The organism is Embleya sp. NPDC059237 (genome assembly GCF_042754105.1).
Lineage (GTDB): Bacteria > Actinomycetota > Actinomycetes > Streptomycetales > Streptomycetaceae > Embleya.
In genome coordinates this window covers 421,512-446,428 of the sequence record NZ_JBHZAE010000006.1, presented here as the reverse complement: position 1 = coordinate 446,428, position 24,917 = coordinate 421,512, and the positions used below count along the sequence as shown (strand labels likewise).

The 24,917-nt window shown below is 72.0% G+C and carries 23 protein-coding genes; 4 read left to right on the top strand and 19 right to left on the bottom strand.

Annotated features, from left to right (window positions below; translation table 11 throughout):
• The first annotated feature begins 190 nt into the window (after positions 1-190).
• Entirely contained in the window at positions 191-1,030 is an 840-nt protein-coding gene (locus ACFXKZ_RS21585; protein ID WP_380002520.1) for a hypothetical protein, read from the top strand.
• A 131-nt stretch (positions 1,031-1,161) separates the two neighbouring features.
• Here the strand turns inward: ACFXKZ_RS21585 and ACFXKZ_RS21580 are convergent, their stop codons facing one another.
• The 8 genes from ACFXKZ_RS21580 to ACFXKZ_RS21545 form a co-directional block, all read right to left on the bottom strand.
• Positions 1,162-2,058 (bottom strand): hypothetical protein, encoded by an 897-nt coding sequence (locus tag ACFXKZ_RS21580; RefSeq protein ID WP_380002519.1) that lies wholly within the window; start codon positions 2,056-2,058, stop codon positions 1,162-1,164.
• A complete protein-coding gene (locus tag ACFXKZ_RS21575; RefSeq protein WP_380002518.1) occupies positions 2,055-2,738 on the bottom strand; it encodes a papain-like cysteine protease family protein in 684 nt (227 codons plus the stop codon). Before ACFXKZ_RS21575 ends, ACFXKZ_RS21580 begins: the two co-directional genes overlap by 4 nt.
• A gap of 276 nt (positions 2,739-3,014) precedes the next feature.
• The gene (locus tag ACFXKZ_RS21570; RefSeq protein ID WP_380002517.1) at positions 3,015-6,026 is read right to left on the bottom strand and encodes a LuxR C-terminal-related transcriptional regulator; all 3,012 of its coding nucleotides are present in this window, start codon (positions 6,024-6,026) and stop codon (positions 3,015-3,017) included.
• A 152-nt stretch (positions 6,027-6,178) separates the two neighbouring features.
• Positions 6,179-6,562: a hypothetical protein gene (locus tag ACFXKZ_RS21565; protein WP_380002516.1), complete on the bottom strand. Its 384-nt coding sequence runs from the start codon at positions 6,560-6,562 to the stop codon at positions 6,179-6,181.
• A gap of 37 nt (positions 6,563-6,599) precedes the next feature.
• The gene (locus ACFXKZ_RS21560) at positions 6,600-8,420 is read right to left on the bottom strand and encodes a hypothetical protein (protein WP_380002515.1); all 1,821 of its coding nucleotides are present in this window, start codon (positions 8,418-8,420) and stop codon (positions 6,600-6,602) included.
• Positions 8,421-8,721: 301 nt separating this feature from the next.
• The gene (locus tag ACFXKZ_RS21555; protein ID WP_380002514.1) at positions 8,722-9,945 is read right to left on the bottom strand and encodes an alpha/beta fold hydrolase; all 1,224 of its coding nucleotides are present in this window, start codon (positions 9,943-9,945) and stop codon (positions 8,722-8,724) included.
• Between the two features lie 253 nt (positions 9,946-10,198).
• Positions 10,199-10,690: a DinB family protein gene (locus ACFXKZ_RS21550; RefSeq protein WP_380002513.1), complete on the bottom strand. Its 492-nt coding sequence runs from the start codon at positions 10,688-10,690 to the stop codon at positions 10,199-10,201.
• Between the two features lie 53 nt (positions 10,691-10,743).
• Positions 10,744-11,400, bottom strand: coding sequence for a maleylpyruvate isomerase N-terminal domain-containing protein (locus ACFXKZ_RS21545; protein ID WP_380002512.1), 657 nt, complete (start codon positions 11,398-11,400; stop codon positions 10,744-10,746).
• A 584-nt stretch (positions 11,401-11,984) separates the two neighbouring features.
• Between ACFXKZ_RS21545 and ACFXKZ_RS21540 the strand changes: the two genes are divergently transcribed.
• The gene (locus tag ACFXKZ_RS21540; protein ID WP_380002511.1) at positions 11,985-12,761 is read left to right on the top strand and encodes a hypothetical protein; all 777 of its coding nucleotides are present in this window, start codon (positions 11,985-11,987) and stop codon (positions 12,759-12,761) included.
• Between the two features lie 41 nt (positions 12,762-12,802).
• Here the strand turns inward: ACFXKZ_RS21540 and ACFXKZ_RS21535 are convergent, their stop codons facing one another.
• The 5 genes from ACFXKZ_RS21535 to ACFXKZ_RS21515 form a co-directional block, all read right to left on the bottom strand.
• Positions 12,803-13,462: a hypothetical protein gene (locus tag ACFXKZ_RS21535; RefSeq protein ID WP_380002510.1), complete on the bottom strand. Its 660-nt coding sequence runs from the start codon at positions 13,460-13,462 to the stop codon at positions 12,803-12,805.
• A gap of 127 nt (positions 13,463-13,589) precedes the next feature.
• Entirely contained in the window at positions 13,590-14,549 is a 960-nt protein-coding gene (locus tag ACFXKZ_RS21530) for an LD-carboxypeptidase (protein WP_380002509.1), read from the bottom strand.
• A complete protein-coding gene (locus ACFXKZ_RS21525; protein WP_380002508.1) occupies positions 14,546-14,980 on the bottom strand; it encodes a pyridoxamine 5'-phosphate oxidase family protein in 435 nt (144 codons plus the stop codon). The genes ACFXKZ_RS21530 and ACFXKZ_RS21525 overlap by 4 nt, the downstream gene beginning before the upstream one ends.
• A gap of 120 nt (positions 14,981-15,100) precedes the next feature.
• On the bottom strand, positions 15,101-16,771 hold the full coding sequence (locus ACFXKZ_RS21520) for a GAF domain-containing protein (protein WP_380002667.1): 1,671 nt from the start codon (positions 16,769-16,771) through the stop codon (positions 15,101-15,103).
• A gap of 148 nt (positions 16,772-16,919) precedes the next feature.
• Positions 16,920-17,828 (bottom strand): universal stress protein, encoded by a 909-nt coding sequence (locus ACFXKZ_RS21515; protein WP_380002507.1) that lies wholly within the window; start codon positions 17,826-17,828, stop codon positions 16,920-16,922.
• Positions 17,829-18,364: 536 nt separating this feature from the next.
• Here ACFXKZ_RS21515 and ACFXKZ_RS21510 point away from each other — a divergent pair.
• Positions 18,365-19,066 carry a response regulator gene (locus tag ACFXKZ_RS21510; protein WP_380002666.1) on the top strand — a complete coding sequence of 234 codons (702 nt, stop codon included), beginning with the start codon at positions 18,365-18,367 and terminating at the stop codon, positions 19,064-19,066.
• A 43-nt stretch (positions 19,067-19,109) separates the two neighbouring features.
• On the opposite strand, the gene ACFXKZ_RS21505 is transcribed toward ACFXKZ_RS21510, so the two are convergent.
• Positions 19,110-20,345 (bottom strand): epoxide hydrolase family protein, encoded by a 1,236-nt coding sequence (locus ACFXKZ_RS21505; protein WP_380002506.1) that lies wholly within the window; start codon positions 20,343-20,345, stop codon positions 19,110-19,112.
• A 348-nt stretch (positions 20,346-20,693) separates the two neighbouring features.
• On the opposite strand from ACFXKZ_RS21505, the gene sigJ reads away from it, so the two are divergent.
• The gene (gene sigJ, locus ACFXKZ_RS21500) at positions 20,694-21,626 is read left to right on the top strand and encodes an RNA polymerase sigma factor SigJ (protein ID WP_380002505.1); all 933 of its coding nucleotides are present in this window, start codon (positions 20,694-20,696) and stop codon (positions 21,624-21,626) included.
• A 9-nt stretch (positions 21,627-21,635) separates the two neighbouring features.
• On the opposite strand, the gene ACFXKZ_RS21495 is transcribed toward sigJ, so the two are convergent.
• The 5 genes from ACFXKZ_RS21495 to ACFXKZ_RS21475 all read right to left on the bottom strand — a co-directional run bounded on the left by ACFXKZ_RS21495 (position 21,636) and on the right by ACFXKZ_RS21475 (position 24,832).
• On the bottom strand, positions 21,636-22,241 hold the full coding sequence (locus ACFXKZ_RS21495) for a hypothetical protein (protein ID WP_380002504.1): 606 nt from the start codon (positions 22,239-22,241) through the stop codon (positions 21,636-21,638).
• Between the two features lie 33 nt (positions 22,242-22,274).
• The gene (locus ACFXKZ_RS21490) at positions 22,275-22,646 is read right to left on the bottom strand and encodes a VOC family protein (protein WP_380002503.1); all 372 of its coding nucleotides are present in this window, start codon (positions 22,644-22,646) and stop codon (positions 22,275-22,277) included.
• Positions 22,647-22,805: 159 nt separating this feature from the next.
• Positions 22,806-23,672 carry an NmrA family NAD(P)-binding protein gene (locus ACFXKZ_RS21485; protein WP_380002502.1) on the bottom strand — a complete coding sequence of 289 codons (867 nt, stop codon included), beginning with the start codon at positions 23,670-23,672 and terminating at the stop codon, positions 22,806-22,808.
• Positions 23,669-24,148: a hypothetical protein gene (locus ACFXKZ_RS21480; RefSeq protein WP_380002501.1), complete on the bottom strand. Its 480-nt coding sequence runs from the start codon at positions 24,146-24,148 to the stop codon at positions 23,669-23,671. The genes ACFXKZ_RS21485 and ACFXKZ_RS21480 overlap by 4 nt, the downstream gene beginning before the upstream one ends.
• Positions 24,149-24,313: 165 nt before the next feature.
• Positions 24,314-24,832 carry a MarR family winged helix-turn-helix transcriptional regulator gene (locus tag ACFXKZ_RS21475; RefSeq protein WP_380002500.1) on the bottom strand — a complete coding sequence of 173 codons (519 nt, stop codon included), beginning with the start codon at positions 24,830-24,832 and terminating at the stop codon, positions 24,314-24,316.
• Positions 24,833-24,917: the final 85 nt, after the last annotated feature.

The following is a 24,917-nucleotide window of genomic DNA, read 5'->3' as shown; positions in this document are numbered from 1 at the left end:
CGACGGCAAGCCCCCGCAACGACCAAGCCGTACGCGGCGGCGAGCCCGCACAACGACCAAGCCGTACGCGGCGGCAAGCCCGCGTGGCGACCAGGCCGCACGCGACGGCGAACGATCGCACAACCCGCACGACGACAACCCGAACGACGACGACAAGCCCGGCACGACAACAGAAACCAAGGAGCGCACGATGCCTCTCGAAGACGAGATGCCCGGACTGCTGCGGGAGATGCTGCCGGTGGCCGATGCCGAGCCGCCGATTCCCGACGTCCTGCCCGGGGTCCGAGCCGGCGGCGTCCGCCGTCGGCGCCGCCGCCGGCTCGGTGTCGGCGTGGCGAGCCTCGCCGCGGGTGCCCTGCTCGCCGGCACCGCCGTCGGCGTACTGGCGTTGACGGGGGATGACGGCGAACCCGCCACGAGCGGCCCGGCCGCCGCCCCCAGCCGAGCGGTACCGCAGCCACCGCCGTCCGCCATCGCGCCGCCGCCCACCGTGTCCGGCGACGACTTCCTGCGAAACCCCGGCCCCATCCACGATCGGGTCCTCGCGGCCCTGCGCGCGCACCTGCCCGCGGGTGTGGTCAGCGCCGAGGACCAGGACGAGGGCGACCAGACGTTGTTCTTCCGACTGACCCGCCAGGACGGCACCGTCACCACGATCGACCTCGGCGGCGGCCGGCCCGCCACCCCGGGTGCCGAGCCGGACAACCTGTGCCGACTCGGTCCGCAATTCGACAACAAGACGGGCCGGATGATCCAACCCGACTACTCCGAGTGTGAGCGCAGCGTCCTGCCGGACGGCTCGAAGGCGATCACCGACAAACTGCGCTCGGGGAGGGAGACCCGCGTCTCGGTCTCCCTGATCACGCCCGCCGGCCTGACCTACGTCGTCGCGTCGAGCAACCGCGACAAGTTCGGCACGATCCACGACGGACCGGCCCTGAACAGCGCCGAGTTGCTCGCACTCGTCGCCAACCAGGACCTGATCGCGGCCATCCCGGTCGCCCGGACCGAACCCGTCGGCGCGCGCTGACCCATCGGCCCACCCGTTCGCCCGACCGGGCGAAACGGCCACCGCCCCGCGACTTCGGCCCGCGGGGCGGTGGGATTGGAGTCCGTGGCGGTCGGGAGGCGGCCGCACGGAATGTGAACCGAGGTGCGGGATCAGGTTGTTGCCGTCCGACGGCGGCGAATCACCAGGGTGCCGACGCCCAGGACCAGCACGCCGGCGGCACTCGCCGGCAGCGCGATATCGGCCGCCGAGGATCCGCCGTGATGGGTGCCGGGCGTACTTGGTGTGGCCGCGAAACCGCCCAGTTTCCCGTCGCGCTGGTACGTCGAACCAGGCAACTTGTCGGCGTACCGGTCGTGTACGACCCTGCGATAGTCGGCCAGGATGGCGCCGTTCGGGCCGACCGACTGCTGCGCGGCCGGGTTCAGCGGCAGGACACGACCCTCGTGCACCCGGTACCAGGCCGCGATCTGCGGCTCGGTGAACACCGTGTCGCCGCCTGCCTGGCGGGCGTAGCCGACCTCGTCGGCACCCGACAGCACGTTGGTGACCCGCCACGCGCCCGAGGCGCGGTCGCGCACCGTCCACACCGTCGCCTCGACCCCGGCGGCCGAACGGGCCTCGGTGGCGAGATAGGCGAAATTGGCCACCGGCGCCGACGAGTTGCCGCCACGGACGAAGTCCGCGTTGAGCGAGTACACCGGAACCGCGGCGCCCACGAGTTGCGGGGCCTGCGCCGCCGCGGCCTCGGGGGCGACCTTCGACTGGACCACCGCGCCGTTTTGCGCGGTCGCACGCTGGTCGAGGTGGACGAAGAAGGTCGCCAGCCGGTTCGTGGTCTCGGGGGAGACCAGGGCCTGCTGCGCCGCGTTCCGGTCGGCGGCCGTCGGCGAGTCGCCACCGGTCAGGGCGGCGTCACCGGCGGCCGACGCGGTCGGTGCGAGGAACAGCAACGCACCGATACCGACGGTGGCCAACACCCCGACGCGCCGGGCGGGCGCGCGGGAGTGGTCGGGCCGGGAACGGAAGATGTCGGTCATCACACTCACGCCTCTCCGTACAGCGACTCGGCCCACTGGAACTCGTAGTTGCTGACGTACGAGTTGTAATCCATCTCGCCGTAGCGCTGACTGGACGGCCACGGGTCGGAGTACATCAGCGTTCCGTTGTCCGAGTCGTAGCCGTACAGGACGTTCGCGTGCCCACCGCCCGCGGTCCAGTAGATGCCCACCACGATCGGCGAGTTGGCGTCGATCGAGGACGCCACAGTGCCGAGGTCCAGCGTCCCGGTGACCCGTCCCGGTCGCATGCCGAGGCGGGACCAGGCCCGCTGTACGTCGCTCAGCTCACCGGGCTGGTTCGGGCACTGGTAGTTGGTGGGCAGGCCGCGGGCGTAGTCGCAGAAGGTGTTCTGACTGGTGTTCAGACCGCGGCCGAGATACCTGGCCACGGACAGCCCGGTGGCTGCCCAGCACCACTGGTTCTGCACCTGGGTCAGTTCGGTGAGGGCCAACTGCCGTGCTCCGTAGGCGGCGTGCGGACCGCCCGATGCGACCTTCAGGGGCGCGGCGACGGACGGCTTGGCCGGCGCCGCCGACGCGTTTCCGGCCAACGGAACGGCCAGACACAGCGCGGCGGTCACTCCGGCACAGACCGACTTCCAGCGCCGCGACGGCGTGGCCGGCGGGTTCGCGGCGCCGCGAACCGTACCGTGATTCCGCAGAATCATCGTGTCTCCTTCTCGTCCGGCGAGGGGGCACCGGACGGAGATCGAGGGGGACGCGACCGGCGAGGGGGCACCGCGGACGGAACGGGACACGCGGAGCCGGACACCCCGGACGACATGCGCGATGAGTCGTCCGGGACGCGGAGGAAGTCCCTCGCCGGTCGTGCGGGGGAACACCGGCAACGCTGATCCTTCACGGCCTGCTCCGGAACCCCCCGGACACAAAGCAGGGGGTTCCCCCGAGCCCCCCTCGGCGCCGCGACCAACCGCGAAGCGCGGCTATTCCGCCTGGTGGGACCGGCCGTTCGCGCCCAGGGAGAGCCGGATCAGCTCGGCGCGCGAGCGGATCCCGAGCTTGCGGTACACCCGGGTCAGGGTGGATTCGACCGTCTTGGCGGACAGGAACAGCCGGGTGGCGATCTCGCGGTTGGTCGCGCCGTCGCCGACCATCTCCGCGACCCGATGCTCCGCCGGCGTCAACGCCCGTGAGCGTGCCTCGGCGGCCGGACGACCCGCGGCCGGGTCGTCCGCGAAGGTGACCCGCTCCAACTCGGTACGGACCTGATCGAGCCAGGGACGCGCCGCCGTGTGTACGAACGCCAGCTCCGCGCCGCGCCACGCGGCCAGCGCCGCGGCCGGATGCCGGCGGCGCAACTCCACGACGCCGAGCGCCAACAGGTCGCGGCCGTGCTCCATCGGCAGGCCCAGTTCGCGATGCCGCTCGGCGGTCGTCCGCAGGCACTCGGCCGCGCCGGCCAGGTCGCCGGACTCGCCCCGGACCAGGGCGTCGGCCCGGGACAACGACGCGAACACCCCGTCACGGCCCAGTCGTTGCGCGGCCTCCCCGACCTCGGCGACCACCGCGCGCGCCTGATCGTGATCGCCCACCGCCACCAGCGCCTCGGCCAGATCCACGCCCCACGGGATCGCCGCCGGATCCACGATGCCGCGCCGCCCGGCGATCGTGCGGGCCCGACTCAGGCAGCCCACCGCCGCGACCGGATCGCGCAGCCGATATTGGATCTGCCCCAGGATGCACAGTGCCAACGGCAGATACACCTGATCCTGCTCGGACCGACCCACGCGTATGCCCTCGCGGGCCAGTTCCGCGCCCCGGGCCGGATCACCCCCGGCCGCCTCGGCCACCGCCGCCGCATAGTAGGCCGGTCCGAGCTGTGCGCCGATCTCGCGAGCCACCCGCAACGCCTCGTGCCCGGCCGACAATGCCTGGGCGCACCGCCCTGCCCGGACGTCCACGTCGACCTTGGCGCAAAGCAGGAACACCTTCTCCTCCGCGTCGTCGGACTCCTTCGCCCGGCGCAACATGCGGTCGAGTTCGGTCGCGGCGTCGACGAGCCGGTCGGCGAAGAAGTCCAATCGTGCCTTGACCCCGCGAGGGCCGTTGTGGCTGCCGGTCGGTCCGGCGTCCTGCGGCCGGGCCAACGCCCGGGTCAGCGGTTCGCGTGCGTTCGGCCGGCCCTGGAGGGTGCCCACGAACGCCTGGAGGGCGAGTGCGACCTGCTCGGTGGAGCGGTCGCCGCCGCGCCGGGCGAGCGTCGCGGCGCGCGCCGCCTCGGTCCAGGCGATCGCCGAGTCGCCGTCGCTGATGTGCGCCTTGCACGCGCGCAGATAGTGCAACCGGGCCCGCCCGCACGTGTCGTCGCCGACCTGGGCGAACGCCTCCGCGAAGACCTCGTCCAGGTCGTGCAGCGCCTGATTGGCCGCATTGATGATCAGGATGCAGGCCCGGACGCGTTGCGCGGGGGTGGGGCCGAGAGCGAAGACGTGACCGGCCAGTTCGCGACACAGCTCGTAGTCGGTGGCGGCGTAGGCGTGCCCGGCGCCGTCGAGGCTGCGTTCGCATCTGCGGTCGGCGTGTTCGTCCGGGGTACGCGCCACGGCGAGGCGGGCCAGTGCGGCGGCCTCGTCGGGCATGCCCCGGCGGCGGGCCTGTTCGGCGGCGGCCATCAGCGTGCCGGCCACCCGTTCGTCCGGGCCGGGCAGGGCCAGGGCCAGATGGCGGGCCCGTTCGATCGGCTCGCCGCACACCTCGGCGAGCGCGGCATGCGCGGCGCGGCGCTCCTCCGCGGTGCCGCCGTCGTACAGCGCGGCGGCGAACAGCGGGTGCACGAACCGCAGTCGATCACCGTCCTCGCCCACGTCGAGGACGCCCGCCGCGGTCGCGTCGGCGACGGTGCGCCGGACCAGATCGTCGCCGCTCGGGTCCGCCGTGTGGATCGGCGCGTCGTGTGCGGCGTGCATGAAACCGGCCGCCGCGCGCAGCGTCGAGACGGTGGGACGGGCGGCGGCCCCGGCGAGCAGCAACAACCAGCGGGCGTCGGTGGACCAACCCTCCAGGCGGGTGGTGAGCAGCCGGCGCAGCCGATCGGGCACGGGCAACGGTTGGTCGCGGGCCGGGAACCGGTCCAACCGACGCAGCGCGCGGGCGAGTTCGAGGGCATACATCGGATTGCCCGCGCCGGCCCGATGCACCTGCCGGCTGAGCCAGTGGGGCAGGGGGCGTTCGTCCGTCGGATCGTCGGGGCCGGGCGGGGTCGGGTCGGCGCCGAGGACGCCGCAGGGCCCGCCGGTTCCGAGGGCACCGATGGCTCCGAGAGCCCCGATGGAACCGGCGGTTCGGTTGATCCGATCGATCGGATCGATCCGGTCGATCCGGTCGGTTCGATCCGTTCGGTCGAGGAGATCGCGGGTCTCCGCCAAGCCCAGTGGCGGGAGTTCGAGTTCGAGCAGGTCGCCGGGACAGAACCGGCCGCCGTGGATCGGCCCGGCCGGCGGATCCGTGGTCTCGGCGACGACCACGCGCACCCGCGCGGGATCCAGGCGCCGGGCGACGAACGTCAGCACCTCGGCGCTGGCCGGATCCACCCACTGCGCACCGTCGATCGCCACCATCGCCGGAGTGGACGCCGACAACGCGCGCAACACCGCGAGCGTACCCAGACGCAGCGCCAACGGATCCGGTCCGCCCGGTTCGGCCGGCTCACGGCACAACACGACCCGCAGCGCCGAGCGTTGCGGCGCGGGCAGTGCGCGCAACACCTCGTCGGTGACCGGATCGAGCAGGTCGGCGAGCGTGGAGAAGGCCAACTCCCGCTCCGCCGGCGCCGGTTCGGTCCGCAAAAGCGGTGCGCCCCGTTCACCGGCGAGCAACGCGCGCAGCACATGGGACTTGCCGATCCCGACCGGGCCGTGCAGGACGACGCCGCCCGAGGCGAGCCGATCCCGGGCCAGCGCGGTCAGTTCGTGTCGCGTACGGTCGGTGTGCGCCACGCGTCGTCCTCACCATGCCGGATCCACGTCCGCCGAGGCCGCCACCCGCCCGCGGCCGGACCCATCGTCACGCGGCTCCCGCCGGGCGTCAACGGGCGGGCGCGGCCCGTGGCTTTCCGGATGCCCTCGGCCCGTCGACGCTCGTGGCGGGGTCAGGAGCCCAGATAGCGCAGGATGGCCAGGACCGAGATCCCGGCGAAGTCGAGCAGGATGTAGGTGACCAGGTCCAACGAGGCCCCGGCGGCGTCCCCGCGTGCGGCGGCCTCCCCGTCGCGGGGTCCGGTCGCCGAGGCCGATCCCGTGGGCCCGCGGGCGCTTCGCCGCCACGACCGCCTCCGCCGGGCCGGTCGGCGCGGCCGCGATCCAGGCGCGGCGCCGGCCGGCCGGTCCGCGACGAGGCTGCCGCGCGCACGCAGCGGTGCGCCCCGACCGTGCAGCGCCACGGTATCCGGGGCGTGCATCCGCCCGTACACGCCGCGCACGCCCTCGGCCGCGACATGGGGCCGAGCGCCGGGTCCACCTGCGGAGAACCACACCCCCGCGCGGTGGTGTCTCGGCGCCGGCCGGGCCGGGTCAGCGGCGGCAGAACTTGCGTTCCGCCGCCTTCGGGTCGGCCGGGATGGTCAGCCGGGCGCGGTCGAAGGAGCCGGTGAGGTTGCGCAGGAATCGGCCCGGTGTCATCGGCTCCGTCGTGGAGCGCACCAACTCCTTCAGGTCGCCGCAGTCCAAAGCGGCCCGGGCGGCGCGGATGTCCTCCGGGGATGCCGCGTTCGGCGGGATCTGCGACCAGGCGGCCGGGTCGACGTAGAGGGCGACGTTCCAGGCCAGGGGAAGCAGCTTCTCGTGGCCGGCGGCGACGTGCTGGGTGCGCTCGATGTGCGCGCCGACTGTATTGCTCAGCCCCCACACGTCCACCACGATCCCGCTCAGCGGGGTGACCACGCCGCCGACGCCCAGGCGCCCCATCACCAGGCCCTCGGCGGCCCGCACTTCGGGTCGCAGCGGCAACGGCGGCACGCCGCCGGCCGCGGAGAGGTGGTTGCCGTCCAGCACCAGAAGATGCCGGCCCTGGGCATCCATGCGGAACAACTCCGCGCGCAGCCCGGGGAGAGTCTCGCTGTGTGCGTACGACGTGGTGGGGTTGGTGGTCCTGGTCCAATTCACGTACACCATGCGCTCGTTCCAGGTCTGGTACACCCCCGGACGCGGCCCGTCGGTGGTGGTCAGACCGGACCGCAACGAGACGCCGCACCAGACGGCCCAGACCGGCACCAGCACGAGAACGGCCGCCGCGCGACGGTCCACGGGCACGAGCAGGGCCGGCAGCAGGATCAGCACCAGCACCGGCACCCACATACGACCGTGCATGAAGTCGCCGCCGACGCCCACGACATACAGCGCCTGGACGAGCGCGGCCACGACCGGCGCGGCACCGACGATCGACGTGCGTCGCTCGCGCGGGCGGCGGCGGAGCAGGAGCAGCGCCACGACGGCCAGGATCAGGAGGGTAGGCATCCACAGGCGGTAGGGCCGGTCGACGTCGAGGAGATAGTCCCAACCGCGCCCCCAGTACAGGCGCGTCGCGCTCTTCGCGACGGCGGGCATCGGATAGGGCAGGCCGTAGAAGCCCATGCGGAAAACCTGGTACGCCAGGGGGAGTGCGCCGGCGGCCAGGAACATCGCCACGACGGCACGCCGTCCCGATCCGGACACCAGGATCAGGGCGATCAGGAACACCAGTGCGGTCGCGGCCAGTTCGGGGCGGATCAGGAAACCGAGCCCGAACACCGCCGCGACGCCGAGGCGATACCGAGTCGACCACGCCCGGGGATCGCCTCCGACCAGCAACCACCACGACAGGCCGATCCAGGCGACGAGCAGGCCGGTTTCGAGCCCCGACGTGGCGAAGTCCCAGACCGGAGGCAGCGCGACCAGGACGAGGGCGCCGGCGGGGACGAGGACCCGGCCGGTCTCCGCGCGCAGCAGCCGACGGGTGCCCGACAGGGCGAGCCACAACCCGGCGACCGACAGGACCAGGCCCGCGTAGACGGCGACGCGGGTCGGATCGCCCGGGACGAACGCGTCGAGCAGCACCAACAGCCACTGCCACAACGTGCCGGTCGACGTCTCCACGCGCTCGCCGGGGCTGTACACCGGCCCGTTGCCGGCGAGGATCTGCCGGGCCGCGCGTACGTAGATCAACCCGTCGTCGGTGATCCACCGCCGGTGCCACCCCATGCCGGCCAGGATCAGCACCGGGAGGGTGATGGCGAGGTGGTCGAGGAGGCGGGTCCGGCGGGCGAGGCCCCGGCCGGCGCCGGCGGCGGGCTCCGACGGCGCGGTGACGTCCGGGAGCGCGTCGGATGTGAGGGTGGGCGTGGTGGTGCCGGTCATGTCGTCCTTGGGTTCCGGGTCGGTGTTCCGCTTCGATGTTCCGGTCGGCGGGTGGACGGCCGTCGGGGCGCTGTCGCGCCGGACCGCGTGCGGGTGCGAAGCCGGTCACGATCGAGGCGTCGGGGCGATCGACAACACGTGCGAGCCATTGATCCCGGCCGTCGGCCGGCCGGGCATGGTGTCGATGATGTCGCGTTTGAGCACGACCGTTGCCCCTACGACGGCCTCGATCGGGTGATTCTCCCGGGGCGCGGGTCGGCACCGGGCGCGAGCCGAGCAGGGCCCGGCCGTCGGTTGCCGGCTATTGCCGGGTCGGGACCGCGTCGATCGCGGTGGCTACCGCTTCCGGGGCGGAGATCATGGGGAGGTGGCGGGACTCGGGGATGAGCGTGGGCGGCGGGGCGCCTATGCGGTCGGCGGTTTCGGCGGGGGTCTTGTGATCGAACACGTCGTCGTTCGCGCCGAAGACCACCGACTTGGGCATGGGCACGTCGCGCAGCCGCTGCAGGCGTTCGGCGGATATACCCAACACGCCCTCGCCGAGCATGCTCCACAGCGCGCCCTCGGCGCCCGCCACCTGGAAGGGCCGCCGCCACTGGTCGACCCCCGCGCCGTCGAGCCGAGGGCACTGCGGTCCGCACTGCGAGCCGTACACCTTCCGGATCAGCCGGTCCGTCCCGAGCCCGATCCGCAGCAGACTGGTGCGGAACGGGTCGATCAGCACGTACTTGAGCGCGGACGGCGGACCGGCGCCGGTGTCGAGCGCGTCGCCGTCGAGGAGCATCATCCCCCCGACCCGCTCGGGCGCGCGCAGGGCCGCCTCCGCGACCATCGCGGCCCCGCTGGAGTGGCCCACCAGCAGCGGCCGTTCACCCGGACCACCCAGGTGCATCGCGTCCAGGAAGCCCAGGAGTTGCCGGGTGAGGTGGTCGACCGTGTACGGGCCGCGCCGCTGGCTGTAGCCGTATCCGGTCAGGTCGAGCGCGTAGACCCGGTGGTCGCGGGCCAGCAGCGGAGCCAGCCGCGACCACGTGTCGACGGACTCGAAGGCACCGTGCACGAGGACGACGGGCGACCCGGACGTGCCCCACGTCTGGTAGCGCGTACGGATGTCGGCCGCCTGTACATAGGTCAGCCCCTCGGGTGGGTCGGCCCGGTCGTCGGTGAACGCGTTGTACGTGAACGACGCGAGCGTCACGGCGACCAGCGTCACCACGCAGGTCAACGCGATCCGCCGCCCCCAACGGCGAAGCCGCGACCGCGTCCGGGGCGGCGGGGTTCCGCCGGACGGCGGGTCCGTGGCCGGATGGTCGGCGTCCGAGGTCGGGTCGGCCGTGGAGACGCCGACACCGGCACCCGCCTCGGTCACCGTCGCGGTCGAGTCGGCCCCGCCCGGCCGGGCCTCGGCGGCCGAGCCGGCCTCGTCGCCCCGACCGCCACCCTCCGCCCCAACGGTGCCGCCATCGGTGCGGACTTCGGGCCCGGCTTCGTCGTCGGTGCCGTTCTCGGTTGGTCGGTGCTCCACAGCAGTTCCCCGTCGGTGGTCGAAAGCGCCGGTACACGACCCGGCCCGGACGCGGCGGTGCACCGGGTGGGGCGGACGCCTCCGCCCCACGCAGCCGCCCTGACGAGAACAACTCTCGCCCGCGCCCCCCGGCGCCCGCATCCGACGGGAGAAGGCTCCTCGCGTGCTCCGTGGGCGGCATGGCCCGGCGAAGCCCATGCTCCCCCGGAAGTAGCCTCCACGCCGCACCGGGGCCGAGTCGCGGCGGGCGGAATCAGGGACGCGGGTGGTCGCCGGTCGCCCCGTCGAGGAGTTCGCGCACGATGTCCATGTGGCCGGCGTGCCGCGCCGTGTCCTCGATCATGTGGATCAGGACCCAGCGCAGGGACACCGTATTGCCGTTCCAGGACGTGCCGACGTCGTCCAGGCCGAGTTCGTCGACGACCCGGTCGGCGGCGACACGCGCACGGCCGTAGAAGGCGACGAGGTCGGCCGTGGACTCGCTGGGCAGCACGGTCATGTCGTCTTCCGGGTCGAACCACAGCGGTTCGCTCTCGCGCCCGAAAGTCGTACAGAACCACCCGTACTCGACCGCCGCCAAGTGCTTGACCAGGGACAGCAGATTGGTCCCCGAGGGCGTCATCGGCCGCCGCAGCGCGTCGTCGTCGAGACCGTCGAGCTTCCACAGGACCGCATCGCGATGCCGATCGAGACTGGCGAGCAGACTCTCCTTCTCGGCACCGGTGTAGGGCACGATTCTTGTCATCGACGGACCCTAACAGCGCCCCCGGCGCACCCCGCGAGCCCCGCCCCGAACCGTCAGCCGAGGAAAAGCGGCAGCCGCGCCGCGAGATCACCCAGTTCGGCCCGCTCCCCATCCGTCGCCGCCCGCCGCCCGGTACCGACCAGGAGCGCGTCCCGGTCCGACCACGACGCCGGGAAGGAGGCCCCGGCGATCCGCTCCAGCAGCTCGCGAGTTCGGGCCAACCCCTCGGCGGGCGGGGCCGCCGCGTCCGGGAGGTGTGCGATCAGGTCGAGGTGGTGCAGGGTCCACTCCAGGACGTACACGGACAGGTAGTCGGCCACGGTGAGCACCTGGTCCCGCGTACCGACCCGCAGCTTGGGATCGGCCAGTTCGGCCGCACGCCCGGCGGCCGAGCCGACGTCGTCGAGGTGGAACTTGAGCAACCCGGGATCCTGGTACGCGGCGGCCAGCCGAACCGTCAGCGCATCGAGCGGATCGTCACCGGTCGGCGGCGTCTCGGCGACCTCCCAATACGTCACCGCATCGCGCGTCGGCTCCGTGTCGGCGGGCGTCACGAGTGTGATCAGGACGTCCTGCGCGTCGATGACCAGGTGGCACACCAGGTCCTGCACCAGCCAGCCGGTACACCCCGACGGCCGGGCGAAGTCCTCGTCCGAAAGCCCGGCAACCGCCGCGCGCAACGCCGTCCACGAGCGTGAGAAGAGATCCACACCGGCACGGTAGTGCGCACCACAACACCCGACAAACGCTTTTGCCCGGCGCGATATGGATCGGTCGCGACCGGGCCGTTCACCCGCACGGGTGCGTGGGTCGGAGCGGGGATTTCCCCGGGACGTGTGCCCTGTGGGGCCGACGCGGTCCGGTCGTGCGTATGCGTGATGCGGTGAGGGCGGTTTTTCTGGTGTGGGCGATCGGCCTCACCGAATGGGAGCGAACATGCGTACGACGACCGGGGCGGCGAAGAACACGCCGGGTGGCGAGGCGGGGGACGGTGCCGGCGACGGGCGACGTCGGCGCGCCATGTCGTGCCCGCGATGCCTGGGCGCGAGCGAACGCTGTACCCACACGATCGGGGAAGCGACCGGCGTGATCGTCGTCGGCTCGGCACCCTCCCGGTCACCGCACCGGGCCTCCTGGACCCGCGCGGGTACGGAGCGGGGGCGTGGCCGTCGGTCCCGGTGAGGATCGACCACGGATCGACCACGGATCGGCGCCGGCTAGACTGTCGGCGCCGATCCGGCACACACGGCACACACGGCACACGGGCGAGGCGAGGGACGACGGAAGCGGGCGGATGCACATCGACGACCACATGCCGGTCCACGAGTTGATGTCGATATCCGCTTACCAGCGCTACCGTTTGCTCGCGGATCGGCTGCACGCCACCCGGTTGTGGGCACACGAGGACGTCTTCGCCGCGGTGTTCGCCGACGCCGCGCGACTCGTCTTCGGGCGCGGCGAACAGCACCGCGACGCCCGGCGGTTCGTCGACCAGACCTTCGTCAACCTGATCACCAGGCCGGGTGACCTGGTCTTGCTGTGCCGGGCCGTTGCCGACGTGGAACTGCGCCTGGCCGTCGTGGAGGCCTATGTCCGGCACCCGCTGGTGTCCGAGGACATCCTGTCCGCGATGGGTGCATCGGGCGAGGTGCACCGAGAACTCCCGCCCGGCGGTTGGACGGAGGTGCCGATGTACCGCCATGCGATCGCTCGCCTGCGAGCCGAGCCGGACCGGCGGTTCGATCTGCACGAACTGACCCCGTTCGGCACCCGTCACGACCTCTCGGCCGCCGCCTCGGCGCTGCGTGCCGCGCTCGAAGCCGATCAACTCACCGACCAGGCACGTGCATTGGTCCTGGAATCCGGAATCGTGGACATCCCCAAACCCGCCTACCACGAGGGCGACCGCGTCCGCGTCGTGGTCGACGATCGCAACCGCACACCCCACAGCGGTTCGATCCGGCACAAACTCTGGCACTATCGCGACCGCACCTGGTACTTCCTCCTCCGCACCGACACGGGCGCCAGGATTTCCAAACGTTACGCCGCGGGCGACCTGCGCCCCGACTGATCACCGGCGGCATCACGTTCGGTGAAGCAGGCGGCCGGCATTCAGTCGAACAGGGACTCCTGTACGTCGCTCGGGGGGAGGAACTCCGGTTCGATCGGCGGCGGGTACGTGCCCGCGGTTCGGGCGAGGTCCTCCAGGGTGGACCAGCGGCGGCCGGCGATGCCCTCGCCGACGAGGGTGTGGAACAGGTGGGTCACGGCGTAGGCGTCCCAGGTGGCCGCGCGGTCCTGCGGCGGCTGGAGGCCGATGGCGCGCAGGCGGCCGTCCAGGGACTGCGGCGTGGCGGTGGGTCGGACGATGGCGGCCAGGGTCATCAGGTCCAGCACGACGCAGGACGCCAGGGCCGGGCAGTACGCGCGTTGTTCGCGGATGATCGTCGTCTCGGCGAACGGCGGGACCGCGATCAGCGCGTGCGGGTGGTCGCCCGAGATCCGCCGGTCGATCGCGGCCAGCGCCTCGGCCACGGATCCGGGCTCGGCCGGCGGGACGGGGGCCGTGATCGGCGCGGGGGGAGGGCTCCCGGGCTCGGGCGGTTCGATCACCGCGTGCGCCCGCCAGGAGACGAGGTCCCCGATCCCGTGGTGCGCGAGGGCGGCCACCTCCACCGGCGCCGGGCGCTGCACACCCCGGGTCACCAGCCGGAAGCGAAGCCCCACGAAGCGCACATCGGACAGTGCCGTCGTAGTCGCGTGTCCTGCCATGCGGGGAGTGTAGGCGCGCCGACCCGGGGAATCCCGAACCCCCGGCGGCACAGGCGTTTTGCGCTCGCGGCAGCCCCCGCACTCACCGCATTTGCCGCACTCGGAGCAGTTCGAGCCGAGCGTGGGCTCAGACCACGGCCGCCTGGATCGTGAGGGTTCCGGCGGCGGTGTCGAGGGCTGCCTCGGTGCCGAGCGGAATCGTCGGTGGGTGGGGGCCGTGCCCGGCGGGGATGCCGCCGAGGACGGGAATGCCCAGCCGGCCCAGTCGGTCACGCAGGACGTCCACGATGCCCCAACCGCCCAGGGTCGGGTCCTCGGCGTCCCGCTCGAAGCCGAGGAATTGCCCGAGCACCACGCCGCGCAGACCGTCCAGGGCGCCGCTGCGGGCGAGTTGGGTGAGTGCACGATCGACCTCCCCCAGTCCCGTGCCTCGTTGGTGTTCGAGGAAGAGGATGGTTCCGCCGAGCGCGGGCAGCCCGGCTCCGGCCTCGGTGCGGATCGCGTCGAGATTTCCGCCGACCAGGACGCCGACCGCGGTGCCCCCGAAGGTGATCGGGGCGGTGACCTCGGTGGGCTCCCGGTGCAGGACGACCGGCGTGGTGGTGGTCAGCGCGCGATGCAGCGCGGTGGCCGAGGCGGGGCCGCACCGGTCTCGGCTGCCGTCCGGGAACGGGCCGTGCAGGGAGGCGAGTCCGCAGTGGGCCCACAGGGCCAGGTGGAGGTGGGTGATGTCGCTGAAGCCGACGAGGGGCTTCGGGTCACGGCGCAGCGCGTCGAGGTCGAGGTCGTCGACGATGCGGTAGGCGCCCTTGCCGCCTCGGCTCGCGAGCACGGCGCGGACTCCGGGATCCCGGAAGGCCGCGTTCAGGTCGGCGATGCGGTCCCGGTCCCTGCCGGCCATGTACCCCCATCGGTCGAAGGCGTGTTCACCCACCTCGACCCGCAACCCCCATGACGTCAGCAACTCGACGCCGTACGCGACGCCGTCGCGGGTGGGTGGACTGGCGGGGGAGACGATGCGTACCCGATCGCCGGGGTGGAGACGTGGGGGGCGGACGGTTCGTCGGGGGCTGTTGGTGGTGGTCACGGTGGAAGCCTTCTATGGGCGGCTTCGGGGTGGGGGTGGAGGGTGTGGCCGGTGACGAGTTCGGAGGTGATTCGGAACCATGTCTGGTGGGGGTCGTGGGGGGTGGGGAGTAGGTGGTTGAGGCGGGTGAGTGTGGTGGGGTCTTCGATTCGGGAGGCGTGGCCGGTGATGGTGCCGGTCCAGCCGGTGTGTGCGGTGGGGTCGATGTGGTCGGTTTGGAATGCGACCACCGTGCCGAGGGCGGCCTTGGCGAGGGGGGAGTCGGGCGGGGTGCGGAACACCACGCATTCCCGGTCCAGGGCGAACGGCACCACGTGGACGGCCGGGAGGGCGCCCTCGCTGACGATGACGCGTCCCATCGGTTCGCTTGCCATCAGGCGGAGGGTTTCTCGGCGGCCGAGGGAGTGGCTCGTGGGTGAGGGCTTGCTCATGGCTCAACTTTCGAACCGGGCGCGGGTGTGGCACAGGGCCGAACGGCCCTGAGCCCGCGCTGTCGAGCGCCGCAGTACCACGTGCCGCGTGCCGCGGAGCCCAACGGCCCCGCGAGGCCGTCAGGGCAGGGGTACGCGCCATTCCAGGAGTGCGCCGCCGTCGGGTGCCGGGGTGAATGTGCAGGTTCCGCCGAGGGTTTCGGCGCGTTCGCGCATGTTGCCCAGGCCGCTGTTGCGGGTCGGGGTGGGTGGTGGGCCGATGCCGTTGTCGCGGATGCGTACCCATACTTCGGTTCCGTCGGTTTCGACGTGTACTTCGGCGCGGGTTGCGTGTGCGTGGCGGGCGGTGTTGGCGAGTGCTTCGCGCAGGACCGCGATCAGGTGGACGGCGATGGTTTCGGGGACGGTGGTGTCCAGGAGGCCGTCGACGCGCAGGGTGGGGGCGTAGCCGAGGGTTTCGGTGGCGGCGTCGACTTCGCGCAGGCAGCGTGAGCGTAGTGCGGTGTCGGTGTCGCGGTTGCGGGTCTTGAGGGAGAAGATCGTGGATCGGATGACCTTGATGGTGTCGTCGAGGGCGTCCACGGCGGTTTCGACGCGTTCGAGGGCTTCGGGGTGGTCGATGAAGCGGGTGGCGCTTTGGAGGGTCATGCCGGTGGCGAAGAGTCGTTGGATGGCGAGGTCGTGGAGGTCGCGGGCGATGCGGTCGCGGTCCTGGAGCACGGTGAGCAGTTCGGCGTCGCGGCGTCGTTCGGCGATTTCCAGGGCGAGTGCGGCGTGGTCGGCGAAGCCGGTGACCATGCGCACCACCGCGTCGGGCAGTGGGGGGCGTTCGGCTCGGTTGGCGACCTGGAGCACGCCGCGGATGCTGTCGGGGGTGCCGAGGGGGAGCAGGAACGCGGAGCCCAGGTCGGGGCCCACCGCGCCGGCGACGACGGCGCGGGGGTCGTGGCTGAGGTGGTGGGTGACGATGGTCTCGCCGGAGGCGAAGACCTTGCCCATCAGGGTGCTTTCGCCGGCCAGGACGAGGCCGTGGATGCCGTCGGCGAGGGGTCCGGAGGCGGCAGCGACGACCAGGTCGTCGCTGCCGGGTACGGGGACGGCGAGGGTGACGAGGTCGGCGTCGGCCATCTCGCGGATGGTGGCGGTGAAGGAGCGGAGCACGTCGGCGGGGGGTTGGCCGGACAGGAGGCTGCGGGTGAGGTCGGAGCTGGCGGTGAGCCATCGTTCGCGGCGGCGGACGTCGTCGTACAGGCGGGCGTTGTCGATGGCCACGCCTGCGGCGGCGGCGAGGGTGCGCAGGACGGCCTCGTCGTCCTCGTCGAAGTCGGCGCCGCCGTGTTTCTCGGTGAGGTAGAGGTTGCCGAAGACGGTGTCGCGGATGCGGATGGGCACGCCGACGAAGGTGTTCATGGGCGGGTGGCCGGGCGGGAAGCCGAACGAGTCGGGGTGTTGGGTGAGGTCGTGCAGGCGCAGGGGGTGGGGGTCGCGGATGATCAGGCCGAGGATGCCGCGTCCGGTGGGGAAGGGGCCGATGCGCAGGATGGTGGCGGGGTCCATGCCCACGGGTAGGAATCGGGCCAGGCGTTCCTCGTCGCCGATGACGCCGAGGGCGCCGTATTCGGCGTCGACCAGCGACACCGCCGATTCGACGATGCGGCGCAGCACGGTCTCCAGGTCCAGATCGCTGCCCACCGACAGCACCGCCTCCAGCAGCCCGTTGACCCGATCCCGGGCCGAACGCACCACCTCCACGTGCGCCTGGAGCTCGTCCAACAACTCGTCCAGACGCATCCGCGGCAATGCCGGTCGCTGATCCGACGCCACAACCTCTCCCCACCATCGATGATCCGTCGAAAACGTTTTCTCCGGACCATCGTGTCAAACCGGGTCGAGGAAGTGGCCGCCGCGTCCTCTCGGCCCGGCAGGCGACGGGATCCGGTCAGGCGATCGGGACCAGCAGCACCGGTGCCTTGGAGTGGTGCAGCAGCGTGTGGGTGACGCGTCCGAGGTTGGGCCCGAAGCGGCCGTGGCGGCGGTGGGCGGCCAGGACGACCAGCTCGGCCTCGTCGCCGGCGGCGAGCAGCGCGTGGGTGGGGATGTCGCAGACGATCTGCTCGGTCAGCGGCACCTGGCGATAGCGGTTCATGACGGGTTCGAGGGCCGCGGCGAGGGTGGCCTCGGCGTTCTTGCGGCCGTCGTCGCCGACCCACAACGGGGCCGCGTAGGGCGCGGCGGGCGACACCGGGGGTGCCCACGCGTGTACCGCGCGCAGTGCCACGCCGCGCGCCTGGGCCGCGGCGAACGCCGCCTCGACGGCGGGGGCGCAGTCGATGCCGGACACCCCCACGACGACCGTGCCGGGCGCGTCCAGCGGGACGTTCGCGTGCGGTGCGCGGACCACCAGGATCGGGCAGCGCGCGGCGGCGGCGACGGACAACGACACCGAACCCAGCAACAGGCCCACGAAACCGCCCAGTCCGCGACTGCCCAGGACGACGAGCGCCGCGCGATCGGTGGCCTGCTCCAGGGTCGGCACGATGCGGGCGAGTGCGACCGTGGTGACGATCGCCAGGTCCGGATGGCGCAGCCGGGCCCGCTCGGCGGCCGTTCGGACCAGGGATTCCGCTTCCTCCCGCAGTTCCGCCGCCGACTGGTCCTCCTCGCGGTCCGGCGCCCGGTCGACGACGTGCAACACCTCCAGCGGCACACCTCGGAAGGCCGCTTCGTCGGCGGCCTGTTCGACGGCGAGGTCAGCGAGCCCGGAGCCGTCGACGCCGACGACCACGTGATCGCGCAGGGGCGCGCCGTTGCGCTCGGGGGTGGGGACGGACGAGGGGTTGTGGTTCATGGACTGCTCCCGAGTCGGGTGGGGCAGGTGTCTGCACCCGTAAGATTGGTGACGTGGTCTGTCGGCCGAAGTCCCGGCGCTCGTCCGGGAGTTCTCGTCGCAATGGCCGCCGGGGCACGGTGTCGTCGCTCTTCCCGTGCACCCTTGCGTACCCCCCTGCCCGTAGGTGAAAGTCGCCGACGGCATCGGGATCGGCGTCCTCGGCCGGACCCGTCGAGCATGGCGTCGATCCGGACGGCCCGGCAGGGCCGCGGTACCCGGTTCCCAGGGCCGTTCGGCCCGGGTCGTTGCTCTCGCCGGCCGCGCCCGCCGCTCGCGGCCGCCGATCAAGGTCTCTCGGCCCTGGTGGGTTCGGGACCTCCGGCCCTGTCGAGCGCGGTTCGCCCCGCGCAGAATGAGCACGACGCCGACCCGACCGGGTGGCGCGTGTCCGTCACTGTCGGGGAGCACACACCATGGAAGCCGGGTCCACCGCCGAAGTCGTCGCCGGGGCGCGCCTGCCCCGCGACACCGGTGCCACGCGAACTTCCGCGCCGATGCCGGTGACCGGGCAACCGGGCGAGACGATCCGGGTGTTCCTCCTGGACGACCACGAGATCGTCCGCCGCGGCCTGGCCGATCTGCTCGGCGCAGAGGGCGACATCGAGGTGGTCGGCGAGTCGGCGTCGGCGGCGGAGGCGACCCGCCGGATACCGGCGCTGCGCCCGCATGTCGCCATCCTGGACGGCCGGTTGCCGGACGGCAGCGGGATCGACGTGTGTCGCGCGGTGCGTTCGTCGTTCCCGGAGATCAACGCGTTGATCCTGACCTCGTACGACGACGAGGACGCGCTGTTCTCCGCCATCATGGCCGGTGCCGCGGGCTACGTCCTCAAGCAGATCCGGGGCAACGATCTGGTGCGCGCCGTCCGGGAGATCGCGGCCGGGCGTTCGCTGCTGGATCCGGCCGCCACCGCGAAGGTCCTGGAACGTGTGCGTACCGGAAACCGCGAGGACTCGCTCGTCGCCACTCTCTCCGAGCAGGAACGGCGCACCTTCGACCTGGTCGCCGAGGGCTTGACGAACCGCCAGATCGCCGAGCGTATGCATCTCGCGGAGAAGACCGTCAAGAACTACGTCTCCACGATGCTGCACAAACTCGGCTTCGAACGCCGGGTCCAGGCGGCGGTCTTCGCGGGAACCCTGGCCCGCCCGGCCGCACCCTCACCGGAGGTGTCCCGCATCCCCGGGCGCGGGTGACGGCACCGCCGAGGCGCCGCGACCGGGGGCCGGGCCCGCCGCTTCAGGGCCTGCGGCCACGGAAGGTGCGGCGCAGGTCGTCCACCCAGGCGTCGGGGTTCTCCCAGGGGATGAAGTGGCCGCCGTGGTCGTGGGCGTTGACGTTGACGTGGTTGAACCACGCGGCCTGCGGGCCGGTTTCGAACGCCCGGACCCGCTCGTCGGCGGTGTGGATGCCGGGCGGGTTCTCGTACGTGACGAGGGTGACGCCGACCGGGGCCGGTACGACCGGGGTGCGGTCGTGGGCGGGGGTCCACGGGTGGCGGTTGGCGTTGGCGTAGTAACGCATCGACGTGGCGATGGAGTTGTTCACCCAGTAGATCGTGGCGTGGGTGAGCAGGTCGTCCTTGGTGAAGACCGACTCGACGTCGCTGCCGTTGTCGCTCCAGGCGTTCCAGCGCTCCAGCAGCCAGGCGAGCAGTCCGGCGGGCGAGTCGCTCAGTCCGTGGGCCAGCGTGGCGCCGTCGAGCATGTGCACGGCGAGGTGGGTCGCCCAGCGGTGGTCCATCTCGACGATGCGGGCGCGGACTTCGGCGGGCTGGTCGTCGGTGAGGGGCCGGTTCCGGGCGAAGTCCCAGGCGCGGGGGCCGGTGAAGAAGTCGAGTGGCAGCCCCGAGCCGATGTGGATGCCGTACAGCCGGTCGGCGTACTTGTGGCCCAGTTGGCTGGAGACGAGCCCGCCGATGTCGCAGCCCCCGGCGGCGTACTTCTCGTATCCCAGGGTTTCCGTCATCAGGGTGTGCCAGAGGTCGGAGACCTTCCAGAAGTTGACGTCGGGGAAACCGGTGAGCGGGCCGGGGAAACCGAAGCCGGGCAGCGACGGCACGATGACGTCGAACGCGTCGGCGGGGTCGCCGCCGAACACGGCCGGGTCGGCGAGCGGGCCGATCACCTTCGACCAGTGCCAGAACGTCCACGGCCAGCCGTGGGTGAGGATCAACGGGATCGGACGGGGGCCGCGGCCGGGCTTGCGCATGAAGTGCACCGGGACACCGGCGACGCTCACCCGGTAGTGCTCGTGGGCGTTGATGGCGGCCTCGGCCTTGCGCCAGTCGTAGCCATTTCGCCAGTGGGCGACCAACTCGCGCAGATAGCCGTCCGGGACGCCGTAGGACCAGTCCTCGTTCCCCTCGTCCAGCGGCGCACGGGTCAGCGCGAGACGGGCGCGCAGATCGTCGAGAACCTCGTCGGCCACGTGGATCGGGGTGGGCTCCAGGGGGAAGGCGCGCGAGGCAGTCATGGCGTGGTTCCTTACCGGGCGGGGAAGCGGGCTCCGACGATGAGATGTTTCCACATCCGCCCCGGGGTCGTGTCGGGCGGCGAGGGCGGTTGGGGCGGGGCACGGATGAGACGTGCGCCATACCGCGGCCGAGTGTGTGCCCGGGTGTGTCCGGGTGTGCGGCCGACTGTGAGGCCGCTCACACCGTGTCACAGCCGGGCCGGGTGTCTTGTCCTGGAGGGAGTGACCAACACACGGCGGGCTTCGGTGCCGATCATCGGGTGCGACTACCCTGCGGACGTCGTACGGAGGGGTCCCCGACGGGAAGGCATGGACATGAGCGGCGATGAGCCGGGCGGGAGGCGTTCCGTGAGTGGAGCGGTGGACGAGACGGGCGCGGTCGGGTACCGGCCGCTGCTGTTCTCCATCGCCTACGGGATGACCGGCTCCGTGGGCGACGCCGAGGACATCGTCCAGGACGCGTTCCTGGGCCTGACGCGCGCCTGTCAGGCGGGTACGACGATCGTCGAGCCGAAGGCGTACCTGACGACGGCGGTGACGCGCCTGGGCATCAACCACCTGCGCTCGGCGCGGGTACGGCGGGAGACGTACGTGGGGGACTGGCTGCCCGAACCGGTCGTCACCTCGGCCGGGGCGCCGGGACCGGCCGAACACGCCGAGCTGGCCGATTCGTTGTCGATGGCGTTCCTGGTGTTGTTGGAATCGCTTTCTCCGGTGGAGCGGGCGGTGTTCATGCTGCGCGAGGTGTTCGGACACGGCTATCCGGACGTCGCACGGATCACCGGCAAGACCGAGGTGAACTGCCGGCAGATCTTCACGCGCGCCAAACAGCGCATCGCCGCCGCAGGCGAGGCGGGCGAGAGCGCACAGCCCCCGGCGCGGCGGGCGGAGGGCGCGGAACTCGCACGCCGCTTCTTCGACGCCGCCGGAGGCGGCGACCTGGACGCGCTGCTCGACATGCTCGCGCCCGACGTCGTCTTCCACGGCGACGGCGGCGGCAAGGCACGCGCCCTCGGGCGGCCGATGACCGACCCGCGGCGGGTCGCGCAACTGCTGGTCGGCGGCCTGCGCCGGGTCCGGAAGCTCGGCGCGTCCCTGCACCCGGTCCTGGTCAACGGCCGACCGGGCGTGGTGTTCCACGACGCAGAGGACCGCGTGCTCAGCGTGGTCGAACTGGACATCGCCGACGGCGTGATCCGGGCGATCCACTCGGTGGCGAACCCGGACAAGCTCGCCCACCTCGGCCCGGTGTCGGATGTGGGCCTGCTGCCGACGGACTGACCGGGCCGGCTACGTGTCGTGCGGGCCGGGACCCGGGCTCGCCCGGAAGTCGCGGAAGTCGTGAAAGTCGCGGAAGTCCTCGCCTGGTCGGGGAAGCCGGGCCCCGTCGACGTTCCACGCGTGGGGAAGCGCCTCGTCGCAGACCGCGCAGACGTAGTGCCGATCGCGCACGATGTGGAGCTGCCCACAGGAGGAGCAGCGGCGGAAGACCACCTCGTGGGTGAAGCCGCCCGGGTGCGCGATCCCGGCCCGGGTCAGCGCGTCGGCGACGGCCGGCCACGAGCCGGGGTCGGGGCAGTAGCCGGTGGACTGGTTGCTGATCTCGTCGGCGACCCACCGTCCCGCGTCCGAACGGAAAGCGATCTCCCCGGCACTGAGCACCTCGCGCCCACCCGCACACACGACATGCTCGCTGCGGCGCGGAGCCAGGCGAAGTACACCCGCGACATCGACGACGAACGTGAACGGTTCGCACGCCTCGCGCGGCCCGCGTGCCGAGATCCACGCGTCGACGTCCGCGGCCGAGCCGATCGATCGTCCCTCGTTGTCCGGACGGACGAGGGCCGTCAGGTCGGGCGGCCCGACATAGCGATACCTCCGCACAGACGCGTCCACGCCCGCCGACCCAACCCGACCCGACCCCCCCGGTCACGCCCGGCAGATGCAGAAGGGGTGGCCCGCCGGGTCGGTGAGGACCCGCACCTTGGCGGCGTCATGAGGCTGGTGGTCCGGCTTGCCGGCGCCCAGTTCCAACAGTCGGGCCTCGGCCTCGTCCAGGTCCACGACGTCGAAGCACAGGTGCAGCTGCTGGGGAACCGTCTGCCCGGGCCAGTGGGGTGCCCGGTAGTCGTCGACCCGCTGAAAACCGATGAAGAGCCCGTCCTCGCGGTTGAGACCCGCGAAGTCGGCGTCCGACTTCGGGTGCGGTTCGAAGCCCGTCGCCTCCCGGTAGAAGGCCGCCAACGCCGATGGATCGGGGCAATCGAGCGTTATCGCGACCAACTTCATCTGCAGGGACATGGCGCCTCCGGACCCGTCGCGTCACCGGACTCTCGTGACGTCCACCCTAATGTTCCGGTGCCCGGCCGGCTGATCGTCGTGGTTGCGAAGGAACGACGACGATCAGGCCGGTGGGCGGCATCGGCCGAGGCCGCGGTTTGGGCGTGCGTGCGTTTGGGGCTATTGGAAGTGGTGGGCGTTTTCCGTGAGGAACGACTCCAGTGTGCGTGGGGGGCGGTTCAGGAGGGTTTCGACCGTTCGGGTCGGGGACTCCGGGTGGGTGATGGCCAGTTGTTGGATCTCGACGATGTGGTCGGCGAGCCAGCCGGGGAGGCCGGCGGTGGTGGTCAGGGTGGTGTGCATGGCCTCGGTCGGCAGGTCGATGTAGCGGATCGGGCGGCCCAGGGTGCGCCTGAACAGGTCGGCCAGTTCGGGGTTGGTGTAGGTGCGGTCGCCGGTGAGGGTGTACGTGTGGCCGGCGAGGTCCGGGCGGGTCAGGATCTCGGCGGCCACGTCGGCGATGTCGCGGCAGTCGACGTAGTTGCAGGGGGCGTTGCCCATGCTGCCCAGGAACACGCCTTCGGCGGCGATCGACGGGGCGAGGGTCAGCAGTTTCTGCATGAACGCGTACGGCCGGAGCACGGTGTGCGGCAGGCCCGTGTCGCGCAGTGCCTGCTCGATGGTGTGGTGGCCGCGCGAGACGGCCACCGGCGAGTCCGAAGTGGCTTCCGGGGCCGAGAGTTTGACGACGTGTCGGATGCCGGCGGCGGCTGCGACGGAGATCGCGCACGTCTCGTGGGCCACCTGCGCCGGGCTGTTGGCCATGGCGAGGAACAGTTGGCTCGCGCCGTCGAACGCCTTGCGCAGCGAATCCGGGTCCGCCGCGTCGGCTCCCCGTACCTCCACCAGCGCGCGGGCCGGCCCGCCGAGGCGGTCGCGCAGCGCGTCCGGGTCGCGGCTCAGCGCGCGACTCGGGACGCCGAGGGCGACCAGGCGATGGAGAAGTGCGCTTCCGGTGGTCCCGGTCGCGCCCATGACGACGATCATGTCCGTGCTCCCTGTGGTGTGGATGAGTGGTGCCGCTGGGCGCCGCGCCAGCGCCAGGTGATGATGGTGGTGGCCAGGGCCGCCGACAGCGGCAGGTCCAGGCGCAGCCGGTCCGGCCAGTTCCCGTGGTGCGGGATGATCCGCTCCGGCACGTGGCCCCCGACGAACCAGCCGACGCACGCCGCGAGAGCGGTGATCACGAGCGCCAGGACGACGGTCGGGATGGCCCGGGGGGTCGAGGTCAGCCAGCTCCGGCCGGGCCCGCGCCGTTGCAGCCAGGAGCCGACCAGTGCGGCGACGATCGCCGAGGTCCCGGCGATCGACGTGCAGGCGGCGATGGTCAGCTCCTGCTGCCCGGTGGCCACGCCGCCCGCTCCGGCCATCAGGGCGGGGGCGAGGTAGGCGACCGATACCTCCCGCCACAGCGTGAACGGGGGTGGGCCGGCGCCACGTCCGGTGGAACGTCCTTGCCTCATGGGGATATCGATCTCCGTTTCGGGGTCACCATATAATTAGCTCCCTAACTATATGGGTGAAGAAAAGGCCACCCCAGGTCATCGCACACACGTGACGACAACCTTGGGACGGCATGACTGCATAACTGCATGACGAGTGATGGGTGATGGGTGACCCGGTGGGTGCTACTCCGCCGTCAGCGCCGGAATCCCCCGCACCACACGACCGAGCAGGTCCAGGAACACGGTGCGCTCCTCGGCGTCGAGTGCGCTCACCATCTCCTGGAGTCGGCCGAAGTGTGTCGGAGCCAACTCGCGCATCTTCTGCGCCCCTCGCGCGGTCAGTACGACCACGGCGGAGCGGCCGTCCTCGGCGGACGGTCGGCGCAGCACCAGTCCCTCCCGCTCCAGGCCGCCGAGCAGTCCGGTCACCGTTGCCCGGGTGACCCCGAGTACATCGGCGAGGCCCGAGGGGGTCATCTCCCCGTCGGCGTCCTCGAGGGCCGCCAGCAACCGATAGCGGCCGGCCGACAGGCCGAATCCGGCGAAGTGCGCCTCGACCGCCTGCCCGAGTCGCGCCCCGGCCGCCAACAATCGCACGGCGACCAGCACGGCCTGCGGGTCGGCGTCGAGCCCGTAGCGTCGGATCTGGCGGGCCGCCTGATCGAGCGTGGGGGTTTCCTCGGGCAGTGGATCGTGGTGCATGGAAGGTAGTATGGCTCCTAACTATTCACTTCGTCAACACGCCCGCCTGCGGTGCGGGCAACTGACCCGGGTGGCGAAGGTTTCG

Excerpts from the sequence above, each read along its gene's own strand:
- ACFXKZ_RS21475 (WP_380002500.1), bottom strand. The coding sequence starts at position 24,832 with ATGCACCACGATCCACTGCCCGAGGAAACCCCCACGCTCGATCAGGCG.
- ACFXKZ_RS21505 (WP_380002506.1), bottom strand. The coding sequence starts at position 20,345 with ATGACTGCCTCGCGCGCCTTCCCCCTGGAGCCCACCCCGATCCACGTG.
- ACFXKZ_RS21585 (WP_380002520.1), top strand. The coding sequence starts at position 191 with ATGCCTCTCGAAGACGAGATGCCCGGACTGCTGCGGGAGATGCTGCCG.
- ACFXKZ_RS21515 (WP_380002507.1), bottom strand. The coding sequence starts at position 17,828 with ATGAACCACAACCCCTCGTCCGTCCCCACCCCCGAGCGCAACGGCGCG.
- ACFXKZ_RS21535 (WP_380002510.1), bottom strand. The coding sequence starts at position 13,462 with ATGGCAGGACACGCGACTACGACGGCACTGTCCGATGTGCGCTTCGTG.
- ACFXKZ_RS21520 (WP_380002667.1), bottom strand. The coding sequence starts at position 16,771 with ATGCGTCTGGACGAGTTGTTGGACGAGCTCCAGGCGCACGTGGAGGTG.
- ACFXKZ_RS21525 (WP_380002508.1), bottom strand. The coding sequence starts at position 14,980 with ATGAGCAAGCCCTCACCCACGAGCCACTCCCTCGGCCGCCGAGAAACC.
- ACFXKZ_RS21575 (WP_380002518.1), bottom strand. The coding sequence starts at position 2,738 with ATGATTCTGCGGAATCACGGTACGGTTCGCGGCGCCGCGAACCCGCCG.
- ACFXKZ_RS21480 (WP_380002501.1), bottom strand. The coding sequence starts at position 24,148 with ATGAGGCAAGGACGTTCCACCGGACGTGGCGCCGGCCCACCCCCGTTC.
- ACFXKZ_RS21540 (WP_380002511.1), top strand. The coding sequence starts at position 11,985 with ATGCACATCGACGACCACATGCCGGTCCACGAGTTGATGTCGATATCC.
- ACFXKZ_RS21550 (WP_380002513.1), bottom strand. The coding sequence starts at position 10,690 with ATGACAAGAATCGTGCCCTACACCGGTGCCGAGAAGGAGAGTCTGCTC.
- ACFXKZ_RS21485 (WP_380002502.1), bottom strand. The coding sequence starts at position 23,672 with ATGATCGTCGTCATGGGCGCGACCGGGACCACCGGAAGCGCACTTCTC.
- ACFXKZ_RS21560 (WP_380002515.1), bottom strand. The coding sequence starts at position 8,420 with ATGACCGGCACCACCACGCCCACCCTCACATCCGACGCGCTCCCGGAC.
- ACFXKZ_RS21510 (WP_380002666.1), top strand. The coding sequence starts at position 18,365 with ATGCCGGTGACCGGGCAACCGGGCGAGACGATCCGGGTGTTCCTCCTG.
- ACFXKZ_RS21490 (WP_380002503.1), bottom strand. The coding sequence starts at position 22,646 with ATGTCCCTGCAGATGAAGTTGGTCGCGATAACGCTCGATTGCCCCGAT.